Below are 23,121 nucleotides of genomic sequence, written 5' to 3' on the forward strand. Positions count from 1 at the left end.
AGCCTAGCAGCGCCGGGGCGATAGCGGTAGCGACCGCGCGGCCGTATCAACCGCCATCTTGCGCATGGATTCGGGGTCAATCGGGCAACTGGCCACGCCCTTGCCACATTCTGTCGCCACACTCTTGCACAACGGTTCACCGCAATGAATGGGTTGCAGCATCACAAGTGCTTGCATCGCGGCACGAACGCGACTATTTGCGGCGTGAAGTCTACCGATATGGTTGGCTTTCCGGTCGGCCCAATGCCCTGCCCTTTCAATGGCATGGCAGGAAATCGGTCGGGGTCCACTCGCTGTTCAAGGAATACATTCATGCGCAAGATCGTTCTCGCTGCTGCCGCCGCCGGCGCCGCTCTCGCCCTTTCGGCCTGCGGTGAAAAGGCTGAAGACACCGCTGCTGCTGCTTCGGAAGTCGCCACCGACGCCGCTGCCGACGCTTCGGCTGCTGCCACCGACGCTGCTGCTGCCGCCACCGACGCTGCCGCCGCTGCTGGCGCTGCTGGTGAAGCCGCTGCTACGGCCGTTGAAGGCGCTGCTGATGCCGCTGCCGACGCTGCTGCGGACGCTGCCAAGAAGATGTAATCTTCGCCGCACGGCACAAGAATCGGGGCGCGGAGGGGAAACCTTCCGCGCCCCTTTTCTTTGCCCGCCGCAGCCGCAGCCGTTTTTTCCGCCGACCGCGCTTGATCTTTTTAATCGCGCGATTAAACGTTCTGGCCGATTGCAGGTCGAAGGAGAGCGGCGGATTTGTCCGGATTATCAGATCATCCTCTGACCGCAGGGCTGACCCGCGCGCTGGCCCGCGCCGGGATGCCTGCGCCGTCCGCGCTGGAGCGGCTGTCGGGCGGGGCCAACATGGAAAGCTGGCGCTTCATCGCGGGCGAGGAAACCTGCATCCTGCGCCGCGCCCCGTCGCTGGAGATGATGGCGGGGCGGCCGATGGACCATGCGGGCGAAGCCGCGCTGATCCGCGCCGCGCGGGCTGCAGGGGTGCTGGCCCCGGAAATTCTGGTCGAACTGGAGCCGGAGGACGAAATCGGTTCCGGCTTTATCATGCGCGCCATTCCCGGCACGCCCGATCCGAATGCGATTCTGGCGGTGGCCGATCCGCAAGTGTTGATCCGCGACATTGCCCGCGAACTCGCCGCGACCCACCGTACCGATCCCACCGGCATTCCGGTTCCGGTGATGGACACCGCGCAGGCGCTGGCCGACCTGAAGGCGCGTTTCATCAGTTATGGCGCGGATCGCCCGATCCTGGCGCTGGCGGTGCGCTGGCTGGAACAGAACCTGCCCGCCCCGGTGCCGCCCCGGCTGGTCCACGGCGATTTCCGGCTGGGCAACCTGCTGGTCGACGATGGGCGGCTGTCGGGCGTGCTCGATTGGGAGCTGGCCCATCTGGGCGATCCACACGAGGATATCGCGTTCGGCTGCATGACCGTGTGGCGCTTTTCGCGGCCCGACCGGCCGGGGTACGGGCTGACGTCCATCGCGGAACTGGTGCAGGCCTATGAAGAGGCTGGCGGGCAGGCGTTCGATTATGACCGGTTCCGGTTCTGGACCGTCTATCGCACGTTCTGGTGGGCGCTCGGCTGCCTGCAGATGGGCGGATACTGGCGCGACGGGCATGACCGCTCGATCGAGCGGGTGGTCGTGGCGCGGCGCACGTCGGAGCAGGAACTCGATCTGTTGCTGCTGCTGGAGGATCTCGCACCAGAGGCCGAGCGGAAGCGTCCTTTGCCCCCAGCGCTGGAGCCGCTGCAACCCGGTACGGGCGAGCCGAGCGGAGCCGAAATCCTGACTGCCATTTCCGAATGGCTGACGAACGATATCAAGCCGCTGGTCAGCGGGCGCGGGCGGTTCGATCTGGCGGTCGCGCGCAATGCGCTGGGGATCGTTGCGCGTGAACTCGATCAGCGCCCGGTTGCGACCGACGCCGCGCTCGCCGCCGATCTGATGGCGGGCCGGGCCGATCTGGCGACACCCGGCCTGCTGGCCCGGCTGCGCCGGATGGCGCTGAATAAACTGATTGCCGATGTGCCGAAATATCCCGCGCTGGCCAACGCGCGGGCTCGCTGGGAAGGGAACTGACATGGATTTTGCACTGCCTGAGGACCTCAAGGCCTACCTTGCCGAACTCGATGCGTTCATCGCGGCCGAGATCAAGCCGCTGGAGCAGCAGGACGACAACATCCGCTTCTTCGATCACCGCCGCGAATATGCCCGCACCGATTTTGAAAATCAGGGCCTGCCCCGGCATGACTGGGAAGAGCTGCTGCGCGAAGCCAGCCTGCGCGCCGACAAGGCCGGGTACTGGCGCTTTTCCGCGCCCAAGAAATACGGCGGCAAGGACGGGTCCAACCTGTGGATGGCGGTGATCCGCGATCACTTCACCCAGATGGGGCTGGGGCTGCACAACGATCTGCAAAACGAGCACTCGATCGTCGGCAACTTCCCGTTCGTGAACATGTTCGAACACTTCGGGACCGAGGAGCAGCAGAAGGAATTCATCACCGGCGGGTTCGAACGCAACCGCCGCGTCGCGTTCGGCCTGACCGAGCCGCACCACGGATCGGACGCGACCCACATGGAAACCCGCGCGGTCCGCGAAACCCGTGATGGCGTGCCGGGCTGGCGCATCGACGGGGAAAAGATGTGGATCACCGGCATGCACGTCGCCACCCACTGCGCCGCGTTCTGCCGGACGTCGGGCAAGGCGGGCGATGCCAAGGGGATCAGCTGCCTGCTGGTTCCGACCGGCACGCCGGGCATGGTCGTCGATGAATATATGTGGACGTTCAACATGCCCACCGACCACCCCCGGATGCATTTCGAGAATTGCTGGGTGCCGGACAGCGCGATGCTCGGACCGGTCGACGGCGGGCTGTCGATCGCGCAGAGCTTCGTCCACCAGAACCGCATTCGCCAGGCCGCCAGCTCGCTCGGCGCGGCGACCTATTGCGTTGAGGAATCAGTGAAATATGCGCGCGAGCGCAAGCCGTTCGGCGCGGAACTGGCGCGCAACCAGGGGATCCAGTTCCCGCTGGTGGAACTGGCCACGCAGTGCGAAATGCTGCGCACGCTGATCTACAAGACCGCCTGGGAAATGGATCACATGGAGCACAAGGAAGTCGAACAGAAACTGTCCGACAAGATTTCGATGTGCAACTATTACGCCAACCGGCTGGTCTGCGAAGCAGCCGACCGGGCGATGCAGGTCCACGGCGGGATCGGCTATTCGCGGCACAAGCCGTTCGAGCATATCTATCGCCACCACCGCCGCTATCGGATTACCGAAGGGGCGGAGGAAATCCAGATGCGCAAGGTCGGGGCATACCTGTTCGGCTACCTTGGGCCGCGGAAAGCGATGTTCGCGAAAGGGTAATTGGGGCTGCGCCGGGGCGGGGGAAACGCCCTCCCGGCGCGGGTTCGCTTGACTTTGGGGTGCGCGCTGGTAATTGCGCGGCCTGACCGGCGGGGATTCGTCCCGGCCGTTCATCCGTCCGAGACAGTTGGTGTGCGGAATATGCCGCACTTAATTTCCAGCCTAGACGGGGAAAAGAGAATTCGCGCTTCGGCCCTGTGCCGCCGCGCTACCGGCGTGTTTCACGCCCCTCCTTCCCCTTCAACGGACTCGCCCGTTCCGGTTTGCCGGAGCGGACAACGCAGCCCGGCCTTGTGCTTCATGCACATGGCCATCGTGAAGGAGTAAGCATGGATCGTTCGCAGAAAGCCGATGCGGTCGCAGCTCTGAACGCAACCTTCAATGAGGTCGGCGTGGTGGTGATCACCCGCAACCTCGGCATGTCCGTGGCTCAAACCACGGCCCTGCGCGTGAAGATGCGTGAAGCCGGTGCGTCGTTCAAGGTTTCCAAGAACAGTCTTGCCAAGCTGGCCATCGCGGACACGAACTATGCTGATATCGGTGACATGCTCACCGGTCCGGTTGCCCTGGCGACTTCGGTCGACCCGGTCACCGCAGCAAAGATCGCTGTCGAATTCGCCAAGACCAACGACAAGTTGGAAATCGTTGGCGGCGCGATGGGTTCGCAGGTGCTCGATGCCGACGGGATCAAGGCGCTCGCCTCGATGCCTTCGCTCGACGAACTGCGCGCCAAGCTTATCGGCCTTGTCCAGGCACCGGCGACCAAGATCGCTCAGGTTGTCACGGCACCGGCAGGCAAGCTGGCCCGCGTCTTTGGCGCCTACGCCAAGGAAGCCGCATAAGACTGATCAAACGTTTTGCCGGACCAGACACTTCAAGCCGAAGGGTCCGGCAGCCATCAAATTGTGGAGTGAAACATCATGGCTGATATTGCCAAGCTCGTTGAAGAACTTTCGAAGCTGACCGTCCTCGAAGCCGCTGACCTCGCCAAGGCGCTTGAAGAAGCTTGGGGCGTTTCGGCTGCTGCTGCTGTTGCCGTGGCTGCTGCCCCGGCCGCTGCTGCTGAAGCTGCTGAAGAGCAGACCGAATTCGACGTTATCCTGACCGGCGACGGCGGCAACAAGATCGCCGTCATCAAGGAAGTGCGTGCGATCACGCAGCTCGGCCTGACCGAAGCCAAGGCGCTGGTGGAAGCCGCTCCGAAGGCTGTCAAGGAAGCCGTCTCGAAGACGGAAGCCGAAGAAATCAAGGCGAAGATCACCGCTGCCGGTGGTACCGTCGAAATCAAGTAAGCCTCAACAGCTTACCCAGTTTCAGGAAAGGGCGGCTCCGCAAGGGGCCGCCCTTTTCGTTTGGGCGGTGCGGCTGGACGCCGCAGCTCCGCCGCCAACAACAAACAGGGCCGGAAAGGTTGCCCTTCCGACCCTGCCGCGCGACCCGAATTCGCTGAAGGGTTACTTCAGCGTCTTCATGTATTCGATCAGTTCCTTGCGCTTGGCGGCATCGGCCATCCCGGCGTAAGTCATCTTGGTGCCGGGGACCATTTTCATCGGTCCGGCGAGCCACTGGTCCAGCGTCGCATCGTCCCACGTCAGGCCCGAAGCGAGCAACTTGTCAGAGAACGTATAACCGGCCAGTTCGCCCGCCTTGGTGCCATAGACACCGGCCAGGCTGGGGCCGATCCCATGCTTGCCGGGTTCGACTGCGTGGCACGCGGCGCACTGCGCGAACGCGGCGGGCTTGCCCCCGGCGTCGGCTACGGCAGGTGCGGCTGCAGGCGCAGCGACATCAGCCGCAGGCGCAGCGACATCAGCCGCAGGGCTGCCGGCCGCAGACTTGTCCTCGCTCGGCGACCCGCAAGCCGCCAGTCCAAGGGCCAGCGCCGAACCAATCATCATCCTGCCGGAAAAACGCATCTTTCACTCCTTCAACCCGTCAGGCGCTGCGTTAGCTGGCCCGCTGCTGCTGTGGAAGTGCGTTTGTTACGTCAGCCGTTGCAATAACTGCACGCCCGGCGCGGTAACTGCCCGCATAGTGGCGATTATCCTTCCCCTTGCGGCCTGCCCCGCCTATCCGGTGCCACCCTTATGGCTGAAGCTGTCCCGCACTCTCCCTGGCGCATCGAAATGGGCGCGACGCTGCGGCTGGCGGTGCCGCTGGCGGCGGCCAACCTGATGCAGATGCTGGTCTATGCGATCGACGTGATCTTCGTCGCGCGGCTGGGGGAAACGGCGCTGGCCGCGTCGAGCCTGTCGATCAGCCTGTTCGGGCTGATGATGTGGTGCTTTTCGGGCCTGACCGGGGCCTGCGCGCCGCTGATCGCCGCCGAACTGGGCCGCCGCGCCCATGCCATGCGCGAAGTGCGGCGCAGCGTGCGGATGGCGCTGTGGCTGGCGGTGCTGTCCGGCCTGCTGGGCATGGCGGTGGCGGCCAATGGTGAACAGATCCTGCTGCTGTCGGGCCAGGACCCGGAAGTCGCGCGGCTGGCGGGCGGGTTCCTGAGCGTGCTGCTGTGGGCGATGATCCCGATGATCCTCAGCAATGTGCTGCGCACCTTCGTATCGGCGCTGGGCCGCCCGATCTTTGCAACCGCGATCACCGCGCTGGCAATCGGCGTCAACGCGCTGGGCAACTGGGTGTTCGTGTTCGGCAACCTGGGGGCACCGGCGCTGGGGCTGGAAGGGTCCGCGCTGTCGAGCATTCTGACCGCGCTGGCGATGCTCGCGGCCTATGTCGTGGCGATCCAGCGCGACCGCCGCCTGCGGCGCTACCGCATTTTCGGGCGCTGGTGGCGGCCGGAATGGACCCGGCTGCGTGAAATCATGCTGATCGGCACGCCGATCACGCTCACGATCCTGGCCGAAGCCGGACTGTTCAGCGGCGCGGCGTTCCTGATGGGGCTGATCGGCCCGGCCCAGCTGGCCGGACACACCGTGGCGCTGCAAGTCGCCGCGCTGGCGTTTCAGGTGCCGTTCGGGCTGGGCCAGGCCGCAACGATCCGGGTCGGCTATCACTTTGGCGCGGGCGACCGCGCGGCGGCCGGGCGGGCCGGGTGGGCGGCGCTGGTGCTGTCAGTCAGCTTCATGGCGATCACCGCCAGCGCGATGCTGCTGGCACCGCACGCGATCCTGGCGCTCTATGTCGATCCCGCTGCGCCGCAGAACGCCGCGATGGTGGCCTTTGCCGTGCAATACATGGTGATCGCCGCCGCGTTCCAGTTGTTCGACGGGGTTCAGGCGGTGGCGGCGGGTGCGCTGCGCGGGCTTCAGGATACCCGCGTGCCGATGGCGATTGCGCTGTTCGGATACTGGGTGCCGGGCCTCGGCACTTCGGTCGGGCTGGGCTTTTTCACGGCGCTGTCGGGCATCGGGATCTGGCTGGGGCTGGCGGCGGGGCTGGTCGTGGTCGCGGGCCTGCTGCTGTGGCGCTGGCATGCGCGCGAGCGGCTGGGGCTGTTCGGCGCTTAACCTCGCTTCGAAAAAATTTCGGGGCGAGTCTGCTTGACGACCCTCTGGTGCGCACCCATATGCGCCGTGCTGGCACTCTCCGCGTGAGAGTGCCAATTCACATCTGTTCGTAGATAAAAGAGAGGGAACCAACCCATGTCATTCCGTCCGTTGCACGACCGCGTGCTCGTGCGCCGCGTTGAGGCCGAAGAAAAAACCGCAGGCGGCATCATCATTCCTGACAGCGCCAAGGAAAAGCCCGCTGAAGGCGAAGTCGTTTCCATCGGCACCGGCGCCCGCGCCGAAAACGGCACCATCACCCCGCTGGACGTCAAGGTTGGCGACCGCGTGCTGTTCGGCAAGTGGTCGGGCACCGAAGTGAAGGTCGCCGGTGAAGACCTGCTGATCATGAAGGAAAGCGACATCCTCGGCGTTATCGGCTGAGTGACTGCTGCTTCCTGAACCTACCCCTATTCTAGACATTCAAGGAATTTGAAATGGCTGCCAAGGACGTGAAATTCGGGCGCGACGCGCGCGAACGCATTCTCGCTGGTGTCGACATCCTCGCCAATGCGGTGAAGGTTACGCTGGGGCCGAAGGGCCGCAACGTCGTGATCGACAAGAGCTTCGGCGCACCGCGCATCACCAAGGACGGTGTTTCGGTCGCCAAGGAAATCGAACTGAAGGACAAGTTCGAAAACATGGGCGCCCAGATGCTGCGCGAAGTGGCCTCGAAGGCCAACGACGCAGCCGGTGACGGCACCACCACCGCCACCGTGCTGGCCCAGGCGATCGTGCGTGAAGGCATGACCTCGGTCGCTGCCGGCATGAACCCGATGGATCTGAAGCGCGGCATCGATCTGGCCGTGACCAAGGTTGTTGCAGACCTCAAGGCGCGTTCGACCCCGGTTACCGGCACGCAGGAAATCGCCCAGGTCGGCATCATTTCGGCCAATGGCGACGTCGAAGTCGGCCAGAAGATCGCCGAAGCGATGGAAAAGGTCGGCAAGGAAGGCGTGATCACCGTGGAAGAGGCCAAGGGCCTCGAATTCGAACTCGATGTCGTTGAAGGCATGCAGTTCGACCGTGGTTACCTGTCGCCCTACTTCGTGACCAACCCGGAAAAGATGACGGTCGAACTCGAAAACCCGTACATCCTGATCCACGAAAAGAAGCTGTCGAACCTGCAGTCGATGCTGCCGGTGCTCGAAGCCGTGGTCCAGTCGGGCCGTCCGCTGCTCATCATCGCTGAAGACATCGAAGGCGAAGCGCTGGCGACCCTGGTGGTCAACAAGCTGCGCGGCGGCCTGAAGGTTGCTGCGGTCAAGGCTCCGGGCTTCGGCGATCGCCGCAAGGCCATGCTGCAGGACATCGCGATCCTCACCGCCGGTGAAATGATCAGCGAAGACCTGGGCATCAAGCTGGAAACCGTCACGCTCGGCATGCTCGGTCAGGCCAAGAAGGTGTCGATCGACAAGGACAACACCACCATCGTCGACGGCGCTGGCGCTGCTGACGACATCAAGGCCCGCGTCGAACAGATCCGCGCCCAGATCGACACGACCAGCAGCGACTACGACAAGGAAAAGCTGCAGGAACGTCTGGCCAAGCTGGCTGGCGGCGTGGCCGTGATCAAGGTTGGCGGTGCGACCGAAGTCGAAGTGAAGGAACGCAAGGACCGCGTTGACGACGCGCTGCACGCCACCCGTGCGGCCGTTGAAGAAGGCATCGTCCCCGGTGGCGGCACGGCGCTGCTCTATGCCACCAAGGCGCTTGAAGGCATGAAGGGCGCGAACGACGACCAGACCAAGGGTATCGACATCGTGCGCCGCGCGATCCTGACCCCGCTGCGTCAGATCGCCCAGAACGCGGGCCATGACGGCGCCGTGGTTTCGGGCAACCTGCTGCGCGAAGGCGACGAATCGATGGGCTTCAACGCCGCGACCGACGTCTACGAAAACCTCAAGGCAGCCGGCGTGATCGACCCGACCAAGGTTGTGCGCACTGCCCTGCAGGACGCCGCTTCGGTATCGGGCCTGCTGATCACCACTGAAGCCGCCATTGCGGAGCGTGCGGACGACAAGCCCGCGATGCCCCCGATGGGTGGCGGCATGGGCGGCATGGGTGACATGGGCTTCTAAGCCCGGACACCAGTCGCAAGTAACGAAGGCCGGGGGGAGCGATCCCTCCGGCCTTTTGTTTTGTCTGCGAAATTTACATCTGCCGACAAACAGTTCACCATCCCCTGACGCAAGAGCAGGGGGCCGGGGTGCAGCGATTTTGGATAATGCTGTTGGCATTGCTGCTGGGTGGCTGTGCCACGACGAATATCGGCAGCCTCTATTTCGTCAACGAAACGCCCACGGCACTGCCGCCCGCAGGCAAGGATATTTTCCTGACGATCGACGGGACTGGCAACAGCGGGATTTCCCGCACCAACGCCGCCCGCCTGTTCGAGATTGTCGATGCCTCCAGCGGGATGCGCACCCGCCCCGGCAATGAGCTTTCAGGAGCAACCGGGCAGCAGGCCGGGGCAATCCCCTCAACCTCCGATCGCCGCCTTGCCACGTATTACGCCGAAGGCGTCGGCAGCCGGGGCAACGTGGCCGGGCTGGCGCTGGGGCAGGGAATGGATCAGGATGTGCAGCAGGCCTATGCTTTCCTGATCCGCAACTATCGCCCCGGTGACCGGATCTATCTCTCGGGCTTCAGCCGGGGGGCGTACGGTGTGCGCATCCTTGCCGGGCTGGTCGCGCTGGCGGGCATTCCCGATGCCGCCAGCGCGGGCATTCGCGGCGCGGAAGTTGACCGGTTGGCGAAAGAGCTGTTCGCGGCCCACAAGTGGAAAGGGCGCAGCGGCTCGGTTCGGGTGCGCAATCGGGAGCGCACCGCGCGGATCAACACCGTGCTGGCCGCACGCAATCTGCCCGCCGCCCCGCCGCTGGCCCGTGTCCGGATCGAGGCGCTGGCGATCTGGGATACCGTGGCCGCGCTGAACATGCCGGACCGGACCAAGGACCCGACCGAATACCGCGCGGAATTCTTTGATCAGACCTGCAACATCAACGCCGTGTTCCACGCGCTCGCGCTGGACGACAACCGGGCCTATTCGTTCACGCCGATCCTGGCGCGGGGCGAGCGGCTACGCGCGGGCTGTCCGGATGGCATGCCGCCACCGCTGGTGCGCGAGGTGTGGTTTGCAGGGGCGCATGCCGATGTCGGCGGGGGCTATACCCGCCATGCGCAAGTGGACGGCCATTTGCAGGGCGTGTCGCTCAACTGGATGCTGGACCAGCTGCGCAGCGAATTCCTGTTCGCGCCCGAAGCGCGGGTGTTCGAAGACCCCCTTGGACCGATCCGCGCGGCGAAGGAATCGAATGTATTCTACAAGGGGCTGAGCCGCTTTTTCCGCCGCCCGCTCAGTTACGAGGCCCAAACCGTGGGATACGACTCGCGGCCTGTCATTCACATCTCCGCGCTGGAGCGGCTGCTGCGCCTGACCGATCTGGATGCCCGGTTTGACAATTGCCGGGATCGCGGCGGATCGCGCAAGGTTGGGCCGGTGCAATTGTGTTCCGCCGACTTGCCCGAATACGGCTTCATCCCGGAAATGGGTGATTGCCTCTATCGGTCGGTCGGCGGCTATGCGTTGAAGCCCGGTCAGCAGTGCATCACGGTTGAATGCGAAGGCGGCGGACCTGCCGCGCGGCGCGATGACGGGTACTGCGGGCGCGAAGCGTTGCTGGCTGACCGGTTGCGGCAGCGCCCGCCCGAATTGCCCGCAGGATAGGGCGATCACGCCCATGACGGGAGGGATTCCTCGCTTTCCCGCAGCAGCGGGGCAGTTCGTCGCGCGGCGGATTGAGTGCGCGTTTCGGTGCGTTAGACAAATCGAAAGCATCTGAGGGTTAATGCGTAAACCGTGACGACAAGGCGCCTCTTGAACTTTGTGGCCAGGCTGGCATTTGCCGGGGCCATGGTTTTGCCCGCTGCCGCGCAGGCCAGCAGCGACGCACTTGAGTTTGATTTCGACCGCGTCCTGGGCAGTGAAGCGCGCGCTCCGCGGCAGGTTCCCTCCACCGTCCAGCAATTCGTCCCCGTGCCCGCCACCCCGCAAGTGCATGGCGGCTGGCTGGAAGGGCAACTGGCCACGCTCGCCGGGGCGCAGCAGGGCCGGATCGGCGTTGCCGCGCTGGATCTGGCGACCGGGCGAACCGTGTCGGTGCTGGGCGATCAGCCGTTCCCGATGGCCAGCACCAGCAAGATCGCCGTGGTCGCGACATTCCTCGACGGGGTGGAACAGGGGCGCTGGAAGCTTTCCGATCAGTTCCCGCTGATGATCCCCCAGCCCTCGGCCAAGTTTTCCACGACCGCAGCGCCGGTCAGGCCCGGTGCCATGATGTCGGCTCAGGGGCTGATTGAGCTGGCAATCTCGCGCAGCAGCAACCCCGCCACCGATGCGCTGCTGGCCGTGGTGGGCGGGCCGCAGGCGGTGAACCGGTGGCTGCACAAGGCCGGGATTTCCGGGATGCGGATGGACCGCGATATCGCCACGCTGGTGCGCGACGATGGCGAACACAATCCGGCCAGCACGATCGACCACCGCGACAGCGCCACGCCGATGGCGATGGTTGAGCTGCTGGGCGGCTTGTATCAGGGCCAGTGGCTCAGCCCGCAAAGCCGCGCTGTCCTGCTCGGCGCGATGGGCCGGACGGTGACCGGCAAGGGCCGCCTGCGCGCGCAACTGCCCGAAGGCGCGGACATCGCGCACAAGACCGGCACGTTGTTCAACACCTCCAGCGATGTCGGGATCATCCAGACTCCCGATGGCCGGGCCATCGCGATTGCGGTTTATGCCACCGGGCAGGGCGGCAAGCCGCAGCGCGATGCCCGGATCGCCACGATCGCGCGCGTCGTCTATGACGGCTACCAGACCGAAGCATCCAGCGTCCGCCGCACCGCTTCGCGCTGATTTCCCGGTTTGTAAGGTGACCGTATCACCCACGAGTGAACGCGTCTTTTGCATCGCCTGACATTGCGCCGCCGTCACCGCCAATTCACGCCAACAATTGTTAACCATCCTGTGCCATCACCCGGCAGTGGTTTTTTGAGGGCGTAATACAATGCGATCAGCGACTTCGGCGACAGCGCAAACCGGCAAGCAGGGGTGGCTGAAGCCGGCCTGGCTTGACCGGTTCGAACAGGTCCTGATTGTATCCTTGTGGATTTTCCTGGTGTGGCGTTCGGTTCGGGCGGACAATGTGTTTGCGCCGCTGGTGCTGATCGCGGAAACGACCGTCATGGTGTTCGTGTTGATCCGCCGCCCGACCGACGCGATTTCAGTGCGGTTGGGGGACTGGTTTCTGGCGGTCACCGCTACGGCTGCCCCATTGCTGATCTGGCCCGCCGCCACGCCGGTTGCCGGACTGGTTCCCCCCGCCATTGCGCTGATCACTTTGGGTAATTGCTTCCAGATCTGGGCCAAGCTTTCGTTGCGCCGCAGTTTTGGGATTGCGCCGGCCAATCGCGGGGTGAAACGCAGCGGTGCGTATCGGTTCGTGCGGCACCCGATGTATGCGGGCTATTTGCTGGTCCACATCGGGATCATGGTGCTGATGCCATCGGTTCACAATGCAGTTCTCTATGGGATCGGCTGGACGGCTCAGGTCTTGCGATTGCTGGCGGAAGAGCGGCTGTTGTCCAAAGATCCGGCCTATCTTGAATATACCGGACAAGTCCGCTGGCGGTTGATTCCGGGGATATTCTGACTTCGTTGCGCGGCGGGCGGCACCTTCGCTGTGAAGGCACCGCCCGGCGGGTGTTGGTGCGGGCGGATCAGTCCGCGTCGTAGCCCAGCAGATCGCCCGGCTGGCAATCGAGTTCGCGGCAGATCGCCTCCAGCGTCGAAAAGCGCATGGCCTTGGCTTTGCCGGTCTTGAGGATGGAGAGGTTGGCGAGGGTGATATCCACTTTCTCGGCCAGTTCGGTCAGCGTCATGCGGCGCTGGTAGAGCAGCTCGTCGAGCTTGACGGAAATCGGCATCACACGGTTCCTTCCAGTTCAGAGCGCATCCGCGCGCCTTCGCGGAACACGCGGGCCAGGATGAACAGGACCAGCGCCAGCAGAATGCCGCCGATCGACAGGCCAAAGTCCGAGGTCGCGTCCTTGATCGTCGCGGCCAGCCACTGGCCGATCCCGCCGACGGGGATCGCCAGCACCTCGATACCCACGGTCAGCCAGCCCATATGCGCCAGACGGTCGGCGTTTTCGGGGACGAACGGATCACCCAGCCCGACGCTGTCGATCACCCGGCGCAGATCGCGCAGCCAGTGATAGGCGAGGCCGACCATGATCGCGATCAGGATCAGGATCGACTGGATTGCGGCGGTGGTTTTCCAGTCCAATGCCTCACCGGTCTGGGAGCCGAGTTCCTTCAGGATCTCTTCCTGCCCGACAATCATCACGGGCAGCAGCACCAGCATCAGTACGCCGATGAAGATGGCAAGGCCCATGGCTATCCCGGTCAGGATCCGGGCGGTGGTCAGCAGGGGGTCGCGGGGGGATTTGGGCATGGCGTTCACTCCTTCTCGTGAGCAGTTCAGGCAAGCGGGGCAACCAGCACGGCGGCGGGGGCCGGGCGGGACAGGGCCAGGTGGGACAGGGCCGGGGTGCCGGGGGCCAGTGTCGGCACCCACAGGGCGAAAACCGCAGCGGCGGCGAGCAGCAGTGCGATGGGGTTGTGGGAATGGGTCATTGATCGTTCTCCAATGTCGTCGATATTGATATTCAATAATCCGATTCGCTCTTATCGTCAATCAATAATATTGAAAAACGATATTCCACTGATTGTTTCGCGGTAAGCGGGTGGAATGCGGGGCTGGCGGCCTGCGGTTTGACAGGCCGGGGGCACTGACCTATAGGCGGCGCTCATCCGGCGCTTCGAGCAAGTGCGGCCCATGCGCAGGGGCCGTGCCAGGAAGGGAGCAGTCCGGGTTTCCAACTGACGCGAAGGCTGCTGGCTGCGGCTCCCCACCGGGGTGCCATTTGCCGTGCGGCCTTTTCGTGTTTGTTGGCGCCATCACTGCGCGTGGCACTGATTTTTTCGCCGGTTTTCCGGCACATAGCGAAGAGGCAATACCCCTCATGGCGAGCACTGCTCTCACTCCGATCAAGGCGGGCGGCCGCGCGGCTTCCAAGAAGCGCATCCGCAAGATCTTCGGCGACATCCACGAAGTGGTGAAGATGCCGAACCTCATCGAGGTTCAGCGCGAATCGTATGAACAGTTCCTGCGGTCCGACCCGGCAACCGGCTATGTCTCCGGTCTGGAAAAGACGCTGCGTTCGGTCTTCCCGGTCCGCGATTTCGCCGGCACCAGCGAACTGGACTTTGTCCATTACGAGTTGGAAGACCCGAAATACGACGTGACCGAATGCCGCCAGCGCGGGATCACCTATGCCGCGCCGATGAAGGTCACGCTGCGCCTGATCGTGTTCGAAGTGGACGCCGAAACCGAAACCCGTTCGGTGCTCGATATCAAGGAGCAGGACGTCTACATGGGCGACATGCCCCTGATGACCGAGAACGGCACGTTCTTCGTCAACGGGACCGAGCGCGTGATCGTTTCGCAGATGCACCGTTCGCCGGGCGTCCTGTTTGACCATGACCGGGGCAAGACCCACTCGTCGGGCAAGTATCTGTTCGCTGCGCGCGTGATCCCGTATCGCGGCTCGTGGCTGGACTTTGAATTCGACGCCAAGGACATCGTCAACGTCCGGATCGACCGCAAGCGCAAGCTGCCGGTGACCGCGCTGCTGCACGCGCTGGGGCTGGGCGATGAGGATATCCTCAACCACTTCTACCAGACCGTGGCGTGGAAGCGCGGCGCGGGCGGCTGGTGCCTGCCGTATGTGCCCGAACAGTGGCGCGGGCAGAAGCCGACGTTCGACATCGTCGACGCCAATTCAGGCGAAGTGATCTTTGCCGCTGGCACCAAGATCAGCCCGCGCGCCGCCAACAAGGCGGAAAAGGACGGCCTGACCGAACTGCTGATCCCGACCGAGGAAATCTTCGGCCGCTATTCCGCGCGCGATCTGATCAACGAATCGACGGGCCGCATCTACATCGAGTGCGGTGACGAAGTGACGCCGGAAAACCTCGATGCGCTCGACCAGGCCGGGATCGACCAGATCGACCTGCTCGACATCGATCACATCAACACCGGTCCGTGGATCCGCAACACGCTGAAGGCCGACAAGGCCCCGGACCGCGATCACGCGCTGGCCGACATCTACCGCGTCATGCGCCCCGGCGAACCGCCGACGCGCGAAACCGCCGAAGCGCTGTTCGACGGGCTGTTCTTCGATCCGGACCGCTATGACCTGTCGGCCGTGGGACGCGTGAAGCTGAACATGCGTCTGGCGCTGCAATGCGAAGACACCGTCACCACGCTGCGCACCGACGATATCCTGGCCGTGGTCAAGGAACTGGTGAACCTGAAGGACGGCAAGGGCGAAGTCGATGACATCGACAACCTTGGCAACCGCCGGGTCCGTTCGGTCGGCGAACTGCTGGAAAACCAGTACCGCGTCGGCCTGCTGCGGATGGAACGCGCGGTCAAGGAACGGATGAGCAGCGTCGACGTGTCGACCGTGATGCCGAACGACCTGATCAACGCCAAGCCGGCCGTGGCCGCAGTGCGCGAATTCTTCGGTTCCTCGCAGCTGTCGCAGTTCATGGATCAGACCAACCCGCTGTCGGAAGTGACCCACAAGCGCCGCGTGTCGGCGCTTGGGCCGGGCGGTCTGACACGTGAACGCGCCGGCTTTGAAGTCCGCGACGTTCACCCGACCCACTATGGCCGGATCTGCCCGATTGAAACGCCGGAAGGCCCGAACATCGGTCTGATCAACTCGCTCTCGACGTTCGCCCGCGTCAACAAGTACGGGTTCATCGAAACCCCGTACCGCAAGGTGATCGACGGCAAGGTAACCGGCGACGTCGTCTACCTTTCGGCGATGGAAGAATCGAAGCATACCGTGGCGCAGGCTTCGGCCGAACTGAACGCTGACGGCAGCTTCGTCGAGGAACTGATCTCGGCGCGTGAATCCGGTGAATTCGTGATGGCGCCCCGCGCGACCGTCACGCTGATGGACGTCAGCCCCAAGCAGCTCGTCTCGGTCGCCGCCTCGCTCATTCCGTTCCTGGAAAACGATGACGCCAACCGCGCGCTGATGGGCTCGAACATGCAACGTCAGGCCGTGCCGCTGGTGCGCGCCGAAGCGCCGTTTGTCGGCACCGGGATGGAAGAAACCGTGGCGCGCGATTCAGGCGCGGCAATCGCCGCCCTGCGCAGCGGGATCGTCGATCAGGTCGACGCGACCCGGATCGTGATCCGTGCCAGCGGGGATATCGAAGCCGGTCAGTCGGGCGTGGATATCTACACCCTGCAAAAGTTCCAGCGCTCGAACCAGAGCACCTGCATCAACCAGCGTCCGCTGGTGAAGGTGGGTGACCTGATCGAAGCCGGCACCATCATCGCCGATGGTCCGTCGACCGAACTGGGCGAACTGGCACTGGGCCGCAACGTGCTCGTCGCGTTCATGCCGTGGAACGGCTACAACTACGAAGATTCGATCCTGATCAGCGAACGCATCGTCAAGGATGACGTGTTCACCTCGATCCACATCGAAGAATTCGAAGTCATGGCCCGCGATACCAAGCTCGGGCCGGAAGACATCACCCGCGACATCCCGAACGTGGGCGAGGAAGCGCTGCGCAACCTCGACGAAGCGGGCATCGTCTATGTCGGGGCTGAAGTGCATCCGGGCGATATTCTGGTCGGCAAGATCACCCCCAAGGGTGAATCGCCGATGACCCCGGAAGAAAAGCTGCTGCGCGCGATCTTCGGCGAAAAGGCCAGCGACGTGCGCGACACCTCGCTGCGTCTGCCGCCGGGCGTGGCCGGAACGATCGTCGATGTGCGCGTGTTCAACCGTCACGGGATCGAAATCGATGACCGTACCCGTGCGATCCAGAACGAGGAAATCGAACGCCTCGCCAAGGACCGTGAAGACGAACGCGGCATCCTCAACCGTGCAACCTACAACCGCCTGCGCGATATGCTGATCGGCCAGGTCGCCGCAGCCGCGCCGAAGGGCTTCAAGAAGGGCGACACGATCTCGGAAGAGAACCTGTCCGAAGTCGAGAAGCACGAATGGTGGAAGTTCGCGGTTGCTGACGACAAGGTCCAGGGGCAGCTTGAAGCGGTCAAGGCGCAGTATGACGCCACCGTGAAGGCGATCCAGGACAAGTTCGAAGACCGCAAGGAAAAGCTGGAACGCGGTGACGAGCTGGCTCCGGGCGTGCTGAAGATGGTCAAGGTGTTCGTGGCGGTGAAGCGCAAGCTGCAACCGGGCGACAAGATGGCCGGCCGTCACGGCAACAAGGGCATCATCAGCCGCATCCTGCCGCAGGAAGACATGCCGTTCCTGGAAGACGGCACGCCGGTCGATTTCGTGCTGAACCCGCTGGGCGTGCCTTCGCGCATGAACGTCGGGCAGATCTTCGAAACCCATCTGGGCTGGGCCGCGCGCGGCCTGGGCAAGAAGATCGGCGATGCGCTGGATGCCTGGCGCGAAGCCAACCCGAACCCCGAAGCGGGCGCTCCGCCCGAAGCGCTGCGCGAAGTGCTGATGGATATCTATGGCGAAAACTACGCCGCCGATATCGCAGCGCGCAGCCCGGAACAGGTGGTCGAACTGGCCGAGCACGTCCGCATGGGTGTGCCGATGGGTTCGCCGGTGTTCGACGGCGCGGTCGAAGCAGACGTGACCGCCATGCTGCGCAAGGCCGGGCTGGACGAAAGCGGGCAGGTCACCCTGTTCGACGGCCGCACGGGTGAAGCCTTCGACCGCAAGGTCACCGTGGGCTACAAGTACGTGCTCAAGCTGCACCACCTGGTCGACGACAAGATCCACGCGCGTTCGATCGGGCCGTACTCCCTCGTTACCCAGCAGCCGCTGGGCGGCAAGGCCCAGTTCGGCGGTCAGCGCTTCGGGGAAATGGAAGTCTGGGCGCTCCAGGCTTACGGCGCGGCCTACACGCTGCAGGAAATGCTGACGGTGAAGTCGGACGACGTGGTCGGCCGCACCAAGGTCTACGAAGCGATCGTCAAGGGCGACGACACCTTCGAGGCCGGCATTCCCGAAAGCTTCAACGTGCTCGTCAAGGAAATGCGCAGCCTTGGCCTCAACGTGGAACTGTCGTCGATCGATACCAGCGACGATGACGATTACGCCGAGGCCGCGGAGTAAGCCGGTCGGGCGGCCATCAGGGCCGCCCGCCGCTACCCCGCCCAGAATATTCACCCTTCAAGGGACTGAACCATGAACGATCTTACCAAGTTCACCAACCAGATGGCGAAGCCGGAAACCTTCGACCAGATCCAGATCGGCCTGGCCTCGCCTGAGCGCATCCGCAGCTGGTCGTTCGGCGAAATCAAGAAGCCGGAAACCATCAACTACCGCACGTTCAAGCCGGAACGCGACGGTCTGTTCTGCGCCCGCATCTTCGGTCCGGTGAAGGACTATGAGTGCCTGTGCGGCAAGTACAAGCGGATGAAGTACAAGGGCGTCGTCTGCGAAAAGTGCGGCGTCGAAGTGACCGTGACCAAGGTCCGCCGCGAACGCATGGGCCACATCGAACTGGCCGCGCCGGTTGCGCACATCTGGTTCCTGAAGTCGCTTCCCAGCCGCATCGGCCTGCTGCTCGACATGCAGCTCAAGCAGCTGGAACGCATCCTCTACTTCGAAAGCTACGTGGTGATCGAGCCGGGCCTGACCCCGCTTGAAAAGTACCAGCTGCTGACCGAAGACGAGCTGTATCAGTATCAGGACGAGTATGGCGAAGACGCCTTCTCGGCCGGGATCGGGGCCGAAGCCGTCAAGCACATGCTGATGAGCCTCGACATGGTTCAGGAGAAGGAAGACCTTCTCAAGGAACTGTCCGAAACCAAGTCGGAACTGAAGCCGAAGAAGATCATCAAGCGCCTGAAGGTGGTCGAATCGTTCATCGATTCGGGCAACCGTCCGGAATGGATGATCCTGGACGTCGTGCCGGTCATCCCGCCCGAATTGCGCCCGCTGGTGCCGCTCGACGGTGGCCGCTTCGCGACCTCGGATCTCAACGATCTCTATCGCCGCGTCATCAACCGCAACAACCGCCTGAAGCGGCTGATCGAGCTGCGCGCGCCGGACATCATCGTCCGCAACGAAAAGCGCATGCTGCAGGAAGCCGTTGACGCATTGTTCGACAACGGCCGCCGCGGCCGCGTCATCACCGGCGCCAACAAGCGTCCGCTGAAGTCGCTGTCCGACATGCTGAAGGGCAAGCAGGGCCGCTTCCGCCAGAACCTGCTCGGCAAGCGCGTCGACTATTCGGGCCGTTCGGTGATCGTGACCGGTCCGGAACTGAAGCTGCACCAGTGCGGTCTGCCCAAGAAGATGGCGCTCGAACTGTTCAAGCCGTTCATCTACGCGCGGCTCGATGCCAAGGGTCTGTCGATGACCCTGAAGCAGGCCAAGAAGTGGGTCGAAAAGGAACGCAAGGAAGTCTGGGATATCCTGGACGAAGTGATCCGCGAACACCCGGTCATGCTGAACCGCGCGCCGACGCTCCACCGTCTGGGCATCCAGGCGTTCGAACCGGTGCTGATCGAAGGCAAGGCAATCCAGCTGCACCCGCTCGTCTGCTCGGCCTTCAACGCCGACTTCGACGGTGACCAGATGGCCGTCCACGTGCCGCTTTCGCTGGAAGCCCAGCTCGAAGCGCGCGTGCTGATGATGTCGACCAACAACATCCTCTCGCCCGCCAACGGCAAGCCGATCATCGTGCCGTCGCAGGACATGGTGCTGGGTCTGTATTACCTGTCGATGGACCGCGAAGGTGAACCGGGCGTCGGCATGGCGTTCTCGGACATGGCCGAAGTGCATCAGGCGCTGGAAGTGGGGGCGGTTACGCTGCACTCCAAGATCATCGCCCGCGTGCCGCAGACGGATGAGGCCGGCAACACCTATCAGAAGCGGTTCGAAACCACGCCGGGCCGCATGCTGATCGGCGAATGCCTGCCCAAGAGCCACACGGTGCCGTTCGACGTCGTCAACCGCCTTCTGACCAAGAAGGAAATCGGCGACGTGATCGATCAGGTCTATCGCCACACCGGTCAGAAGGACACGGTGCTGTTCGCCGATGCGATCATGGCGCTGGGCTTCCGCCACGCGTTCAAGGCGGGGATCTCGTTCGGCAAGGACGACATGATCATCCCCGACAGCAAGGATGCGCTGGTCGACGAAACCAAGGCGCTGGTGGCTGACTATGAACAGCAGTACCAGGACGGACTGATCACCCAGCAGGAAAAGTACAACAAGGTGATCGACGCCTGGAGCCGTTGCGGCGATCAGGTGGCGAACGCCATGATGGACGAAATCCGCGCGATGCCGCTGGATGAGCATGGCCGGCAGAAGCCGATCAACTCGATCTACATGATGAGCCACTCCGGTGCGCGTGGCTCGCCGACCCAGATGAAGCAGCTGGCCGGGATGCGCGGGCTGATGGCCAAGCCTTCGGGCGAAATCATCGAGACCCCGATCATCTCGAACTTCAAGGAAGGTCTGACCGTTCTTGAATACTTCAACTCGACCCACGGCGCCCGCAAGGGCCTCGCGGATACCGCGCTGAAGACCGCCAACTCGGGCTACCTGACCCGCCGTCTGGTCGACGTGTCGCAGGACTGCGTGGTCGTGATCGACGATTGCGGCACCGAACGGGCGCTGGAAATGCGCGCGATCGTGCAGGGCGGCTCGACCATCGCGTCGCTGGGCGAACGCATCCTGGGCCGCACCCTGGCCGAGGACATTGCCGACAAGGATGGCAACATCATTGCCGCCAAGGGCACGCTGCTCGACGAACCCGCCGTGGCCGCGATCGAGGCTACCGGGATCCAGGCGGCGCGGATCCGTTCACCGCTGATCTGCGAAGCGCAGCAGGGCGTGTGCGGCACGTGCTATGGCCGTGATCTGGCACGCGGCACCCCGGTCAACATCGGTGAAGCGGTTGGCGTGATCGCCGCCCAGTCGATCGGTGAGCCGGGCACCCAGCTGACCATGCGCACGTTCCACATCGGTGGTGCCGCGCAGGTCAACGAGCAGTCGCATCTGGAATCGATGTGCGATGGCACGGTGGTCTACCGTGACATCCCGACCATCGTCGACAAGCGCGGCCGCCGCCTCAGCCTTGCCCGCAACGGCGAAGTGGTGGTGATGGATACCGAAGGGCGTGAACGCGCAATCCACCGCGTGCCTTACGGGACCCATCTGCTGCACATCGATGGCGCGATCATCGCCGAAGGCGATCGTCTGGCGGAATGGGATCCGTTCACCCTGCCGGTGATCACCGAAAAGCCGGGGATCGTGAAGTATCAGGATCTGATCGACGGCAAGACGCTGACCGAAGTGACCGACGAAGCGACCGGCATGACCAGCCGCGTCGTGACCGAGGATCGTTCGGCCGGCCGCGCCAAGAAGGAAGACCTGCGTCCGCGCATGACCCTGCTTGACGATGCCTCGGGCGAAGCCGCGCGCTATATGCTGGCGCCGGGCACCACGCTTTCGGTCGAAGATGGCCAGGCGGTCGAAGCGGGCGAAATTCTTGCCCGTGCCAGCCGCGAAGCTGCCAAGACCCGCGACATCACCGGCGGTCTGCCGCGCGTTGCCGAACTGTTCGAAGCCCGCAAGCCGAAGGACAATTCGATCATCGCCAAGGCATCGGGCCGGATCGAATTCGTGCGTGACTACAAGGCCAAGCGCAAGATCGCGATTATCCCGGAAGAGGGCGATCCGATCGAGTACCTGATCCCCAAGAGCCGCGTCATCGACGTGCAGGAGGGCGACTGGGTCAAGAAGGGCGACAACCTGATTTCCGGTTCGCCCGATCCGCATGACATCCTTGAAGTCATGGGCGTGGAAGCGCTGGCCGAATACCTCGTGGCGGAAATCCAGGAAGTGTATCGCTTGCAGGGCGTGAAGATCAACGACAAGCACATCGAGGTGATCGTTCGCCAGATGCTGCAGAAGGTTGAAATCACCAACGGCGGCGACACCACGCTGCTGCCGGGCGAGCAGGTCGACTATGAAGAAATGAACGAAATCAACGCGAAGCTGACGTCGGGCCAGGTGCTTGCCGAAGGCAAGCCGGTGCTGCTCGGCATCACCAAGGCTTCGCTGCAGACCCGTTCGTTCATCTCGGCCGCTTCGTTCCAGGAAACCACCCGCGTGCTGACGCAGGCGGCGGTTGAAGGAAAGAAGGACTCGCTGATCGGTCTGAAGGAAAACGTCATTGTTGGCCGTCTCATCCCCGCCGGGACCGGCGCGGGCATGAACCGTCTGCGCGTGGCCGCTTCCAGCCGCGACGCAGCGCTGCGGGCATCGTATCGCAAGCTGCAGGAAAGCCTCATCGCGCCGAACAGCGCGGCCGAGGAACATGCGGCCGAACTGGCGCAGGGTCCGGAAGCGGCGATCGGTGACGATCCGCTGGCCCTGGTCGAAGGGGAAACCCACGGCCTTGACGCCGATGCGGGCGATTACCTGAACCCCGAAGCCGCCGACGGCGACGAAGCGTAAGCTTCATCGCCGCCAGCAGGCGCAAACAAAAGCCCCGCCGGAGCGATCCGGCGGGGCTTTTCGTTGTCGATTGCGCGCAGGCGCTATCCGCGCATGAACCCCAGCAATTCAACCTCCAGCAGGCTCCAGCGCGGATCGGATTCCTGCGGTGAACCTGCATCCTTGCTGATCTGGATGTGCGACACGTCCGGACGTTCGGAAAAAGGCGTGGCAAAGAAATGCAGGTCGGTTCCCGGCACGGGCGTGGCCAGGCCGAACACCGGGTCTGCGGCCATGGTCGCATCCCAGTGCAGCCGCGCCGCAGGATCGCCGATGGCGGCGCGCACCTCGACGTAGAACGCGTAGCCCTGCACGCCCGACAGATCCAGGATGAGCGCCCCGCCGGTATCGCGAAACACGATCTGGCCCGGACCATCAAGCGCCACCGGAATCTCCAGCAAGGCAACGTCGCGCAGTGCGCTGCTCCAGAAAATCGGGGCGCTGCCCGACAGGCTGCGGGCCGAAACGAGGATGGGCTCAAGCATCTGGCCGAATTTGAAATCCGGCTCTCCCAGCAGCTCAGGCAGCTGCTGCGCGGCGCGGCTTTGCATCATCGTGGTCATCCAGTGGCACTCC

At 63.8% G+C, this 23,121-nt stretch carries 18 protein-coding genes; 13 read left to right on the top strand and 5 right to left on the bottom strand.

Going from position 1 to position 23,121, the window contains the following annotated elements; all coding sequences use genetic code 11:
- Nucleotides 1–373: 373 nt before the first annotated feature.
- The 5 genes from Q8Q53_RS13805 (at nt 374) to rplL (ending at nt 4,677) form a co-directional block, all read left to right on the top strand.
- Nucleotides 374–775 carry a hypothetical protein gene (locus Q8Q53_RS13805; RefSeq protein ID WP_305702361.1) on the top strand — a complete coding sequence of 134 codons (402 nt, stop codon included), beginning with the start codon at nt 374–376 and terminating at the stop codon, nt 773–775.
- A complete protein-coding gene (locus tag Q8Q53_RS13810) occupies nt 748–2,091 on the top strand; it encodes a phosphotransferase (protein WP_305702362.1) in 1,344 nt (447 codons plus the stop codon). Before Q8Q53_RS13805 ends, Q8Q53_RS13810 begins: the two co-directional genes overlap by 28 nt.
- Nucleotide 2,092: 1 nt before the next feature.
- Nucleotides 2,093–3,385 carry an acyl-CoA dehydrogenase family protein gene (locus Q8Q53_RS13815; protein ID WP_305702363.1) on the top strand — a complete coding sequence of 431 codons (1,293 nt, stop codon included), beginning with the start codon at nt 2,093–2,095 and terminating at the stop codon, nt 3,383–3,385.
- Between the two features lie 329 nt (nt 3,386–3,714).
- Complete coding sequence (gene rplJ, locus Q8Q53_RS13820; RefSeq protein WP_305702364.1) at nt 3,715–4,227, top strand: 50S ribosomal protein L10; 513 nt, start codon at nt 3,715–3,717, stop codon at nt 4,225–4,227.
- A 78-nt stretch (nt 4,228–4,305) separates the two neighbouring features.
- Nucleotides 4,306–4,677, top strand: a complete 372-nt coding sequence (gene rplL / locus Q8Q53_RS13825) for a 50S ribosomal protein L7/L12 (protein WP_305702365.1) — start codon at nt 4,306–4,308, stop codon at nt 4,675–4,677.
- A gap of 162 nt (nt 4,678–4,839) precedes the next feature.
- Here rplL and Q8Q53_RS13830 read toward each other — a convergent pair whose 3' ends face one another.
- The gene (locus tag Q8Q53_RS13830) at nt 4,840–5,301 is read right to left on the bottom strand and encodes a cytochrome c family protein (RefSeq protein ID WP_305702366.1); all 462 of its coding nucleotides are present in this window, start codon (nt 5,299–5,301) and stop codon (nt 4,840–4,842) included.
- A gap of 171 nt (nt 5,302–5,472) precedes the next feature.
- Between Q8Q53_RS13830 and Q8Q53_RS13835 the strand changes: the two genes are divergently transcribed.
- From Q8Q53_RS13835 to Q8Q53_RS13860, 6 genes are all read left to right on the top strand, one after another.
- Nucleotides 5,473–6,852, top strand: coding sequence for an MATE family efflux transporter (locus Q8Q53_RS13835; RefSeq protein WP_305702367.1), 1,380 nt, complete (start codon nt 5,473–5,475; stop codon nt 6,850–6,852).
- Between the two features lie 135 nt (nt 6,853–6,987).
- A complete protein-coding gene (groES, locus tag Q8Q53_RS13840; protein WP_305702368.1) occupies nt 6,988–7,275 on the top strand; it encodes a co-chaperone GroES in 288 nt (95 codons plus the stop codon).
- A 53-nt stretch (nt 7,276–7,328) separates the two neighbouring features.
- The gene (groL, locus tag Q8Q53_RS13845) at nt 7,329–8,972 is read left to right on the top strand and encodes a chaperonin GroEL (protein WP_305702369.1); all 1,644 of its coding nucleotides are present in this window, start codon (nt 7,329–7,331) and stop codon (nt 8,970–8,972) included.
- Nucleotides 8,973–9,124: 152 nt separating this feature from the next.
- Nucleotides 9,125–10,621 (top strand): DUF2235 domain-containing protein, encoded by a 1,497-nt coding sequence (locus Q8Q53_RS13850; protein WP_305702370.1) that lies wholly within the window; start codon nt 9,125–9,127, stop codon nt 10,619–10,621.
- 186 nt (nt 10,622–10,807) lie between these two features.
- A complete protein-coding gene (locus Q8Q53_RS13855) occupies nt 10,808–11,803 on the top strand; it encodes a serine hydrolase (RefSeq protein WP_305702371.1) in 996 nt (331 codons plus the stop codon).
- 151 nt (nt 11,804–11,954) lie between these two features.
- Nucleotides 11,955–12,599 (top strand): isoprenylcysteine carboxylmethyltransferase family protein, encoded by a 645-nt coding sequence (locus Q8Q53_RS13860; RefSeq protein WP_305702372.1) that lies wholly within the window; start codon nt 11,955–11,957, stop codon nt 12,597–12,599.
- 67 nt (nt 12,600–12,666) lie between these two features.
- Here Q8Q53_RS13860 and Q8Q53_RS13865 read toward each other — a convergent pair whose 3' ends face one another.
- The 3 genes from Q8Q53_RS13865 to Q8Q53_RS13875 are packed head-to-tail and all read right to left on the bottom strand — an operon-like array spanning nt 12,667 to nt 13,585.
- Nucleotides 12,667–12,873 carry a helix-turn-helix transcriptional regulator gene (locus Q8Q53_RS13865; RefSeq protein ID WP_305702373.1) on the bottom strand — a complete coding sequence of 69 codons (207 nt, stop codon included), beginning with the start codon at nt 12,871–12,873 and terminating at the stop codon, nt 12,667–12,669.
- Entirely contained in the window at nt 12,873–13,403 is a 531-nt protein-coding gene (locus Q8Q53_RS13870; RefSeq protein WP_305702374.1) for a DUF2975 domain-containing protein, read from the bottom strand. Before Q8Q53_RS13870 ends, Q8Q53_RS13865 begins: the two co-directional genes overlap by 1 nt.
- Nucleotides 13,404–13,429: 26 nt before the next feature.
- Nucleotides 13,430–13,585 carry a hypothetical protein gene (locus tag Q8Q53_RS13875; RefSeq protein WP_305702375.1) on the bottom strand — a complete coding sequence of 52 codons (156 nt, stop codon included), beginning with the start codon at nt 13,583–13,585 and terminating at the stop codon, nt 13,430–13,432.
- Nucleotides 13,586–13,974: 389 nt separating this feature from the next.
- Between Q8Q53_RS13875 and rpoB the strand changes: the two genes are divergently transcribed.
- A complete protein-coding gene (gene rpoB, locus Q8Q53_RS13880) occupies nt 13,975–18,144 on the top strand; it encodes a DNA-directed RNA polymerase subunit beta (RefSeq protein ID WP_305702376.1) in 4,170 nt (1,389 codons plus the stop codon).
- A 72-nt stretch (nt 18,145–18,216) separates the two neighbouring features.
- Nucleotides 18,217–22,506 carry a DNA-directed RNA polymerase subunit beta' gene (gene rpoC / locus Q8Q53_RS13885; RefSeq protein WP_305702377.1) on the top strand — a complete coding sequence of 1,430 codons (4,290 nt, stop codon included), beginning with the start codon at nt 18,217–18,219 and terminating at the stop codon, nt 22,504–22,506.
- An 83-nt stretch (nt 22,507–22,589) separates the two neighbouring features.
- Here rpoC and Q8Q53_RS13890 read toward each other — a convergent pair whose 3' ends face one another.
- The gene (locus tag Q8Q53_RS13890; protein ID WP_305702378.1) at nt 22,590–23,108 is read right to left on the bottom strand and encodes a hypothetical protein; all 519 of its coding nucleotides are present in this window, start codon (nt 23,106–23,108) and stop codon (nt 22,590–22,592) included.
- Nucleotides 23,109–23,121: the final 13 nt, after the last annotated feature.

The sequence above is a fragment of the Novosphingobium sp. genome, from assembly GCF_030699305.1.
Classification (GTDB): Bacteria; Pseudomonadota; Alphaproteobacteria; order Sphingomonadales; family Sphingomonadaceae; genus Novosphingobium.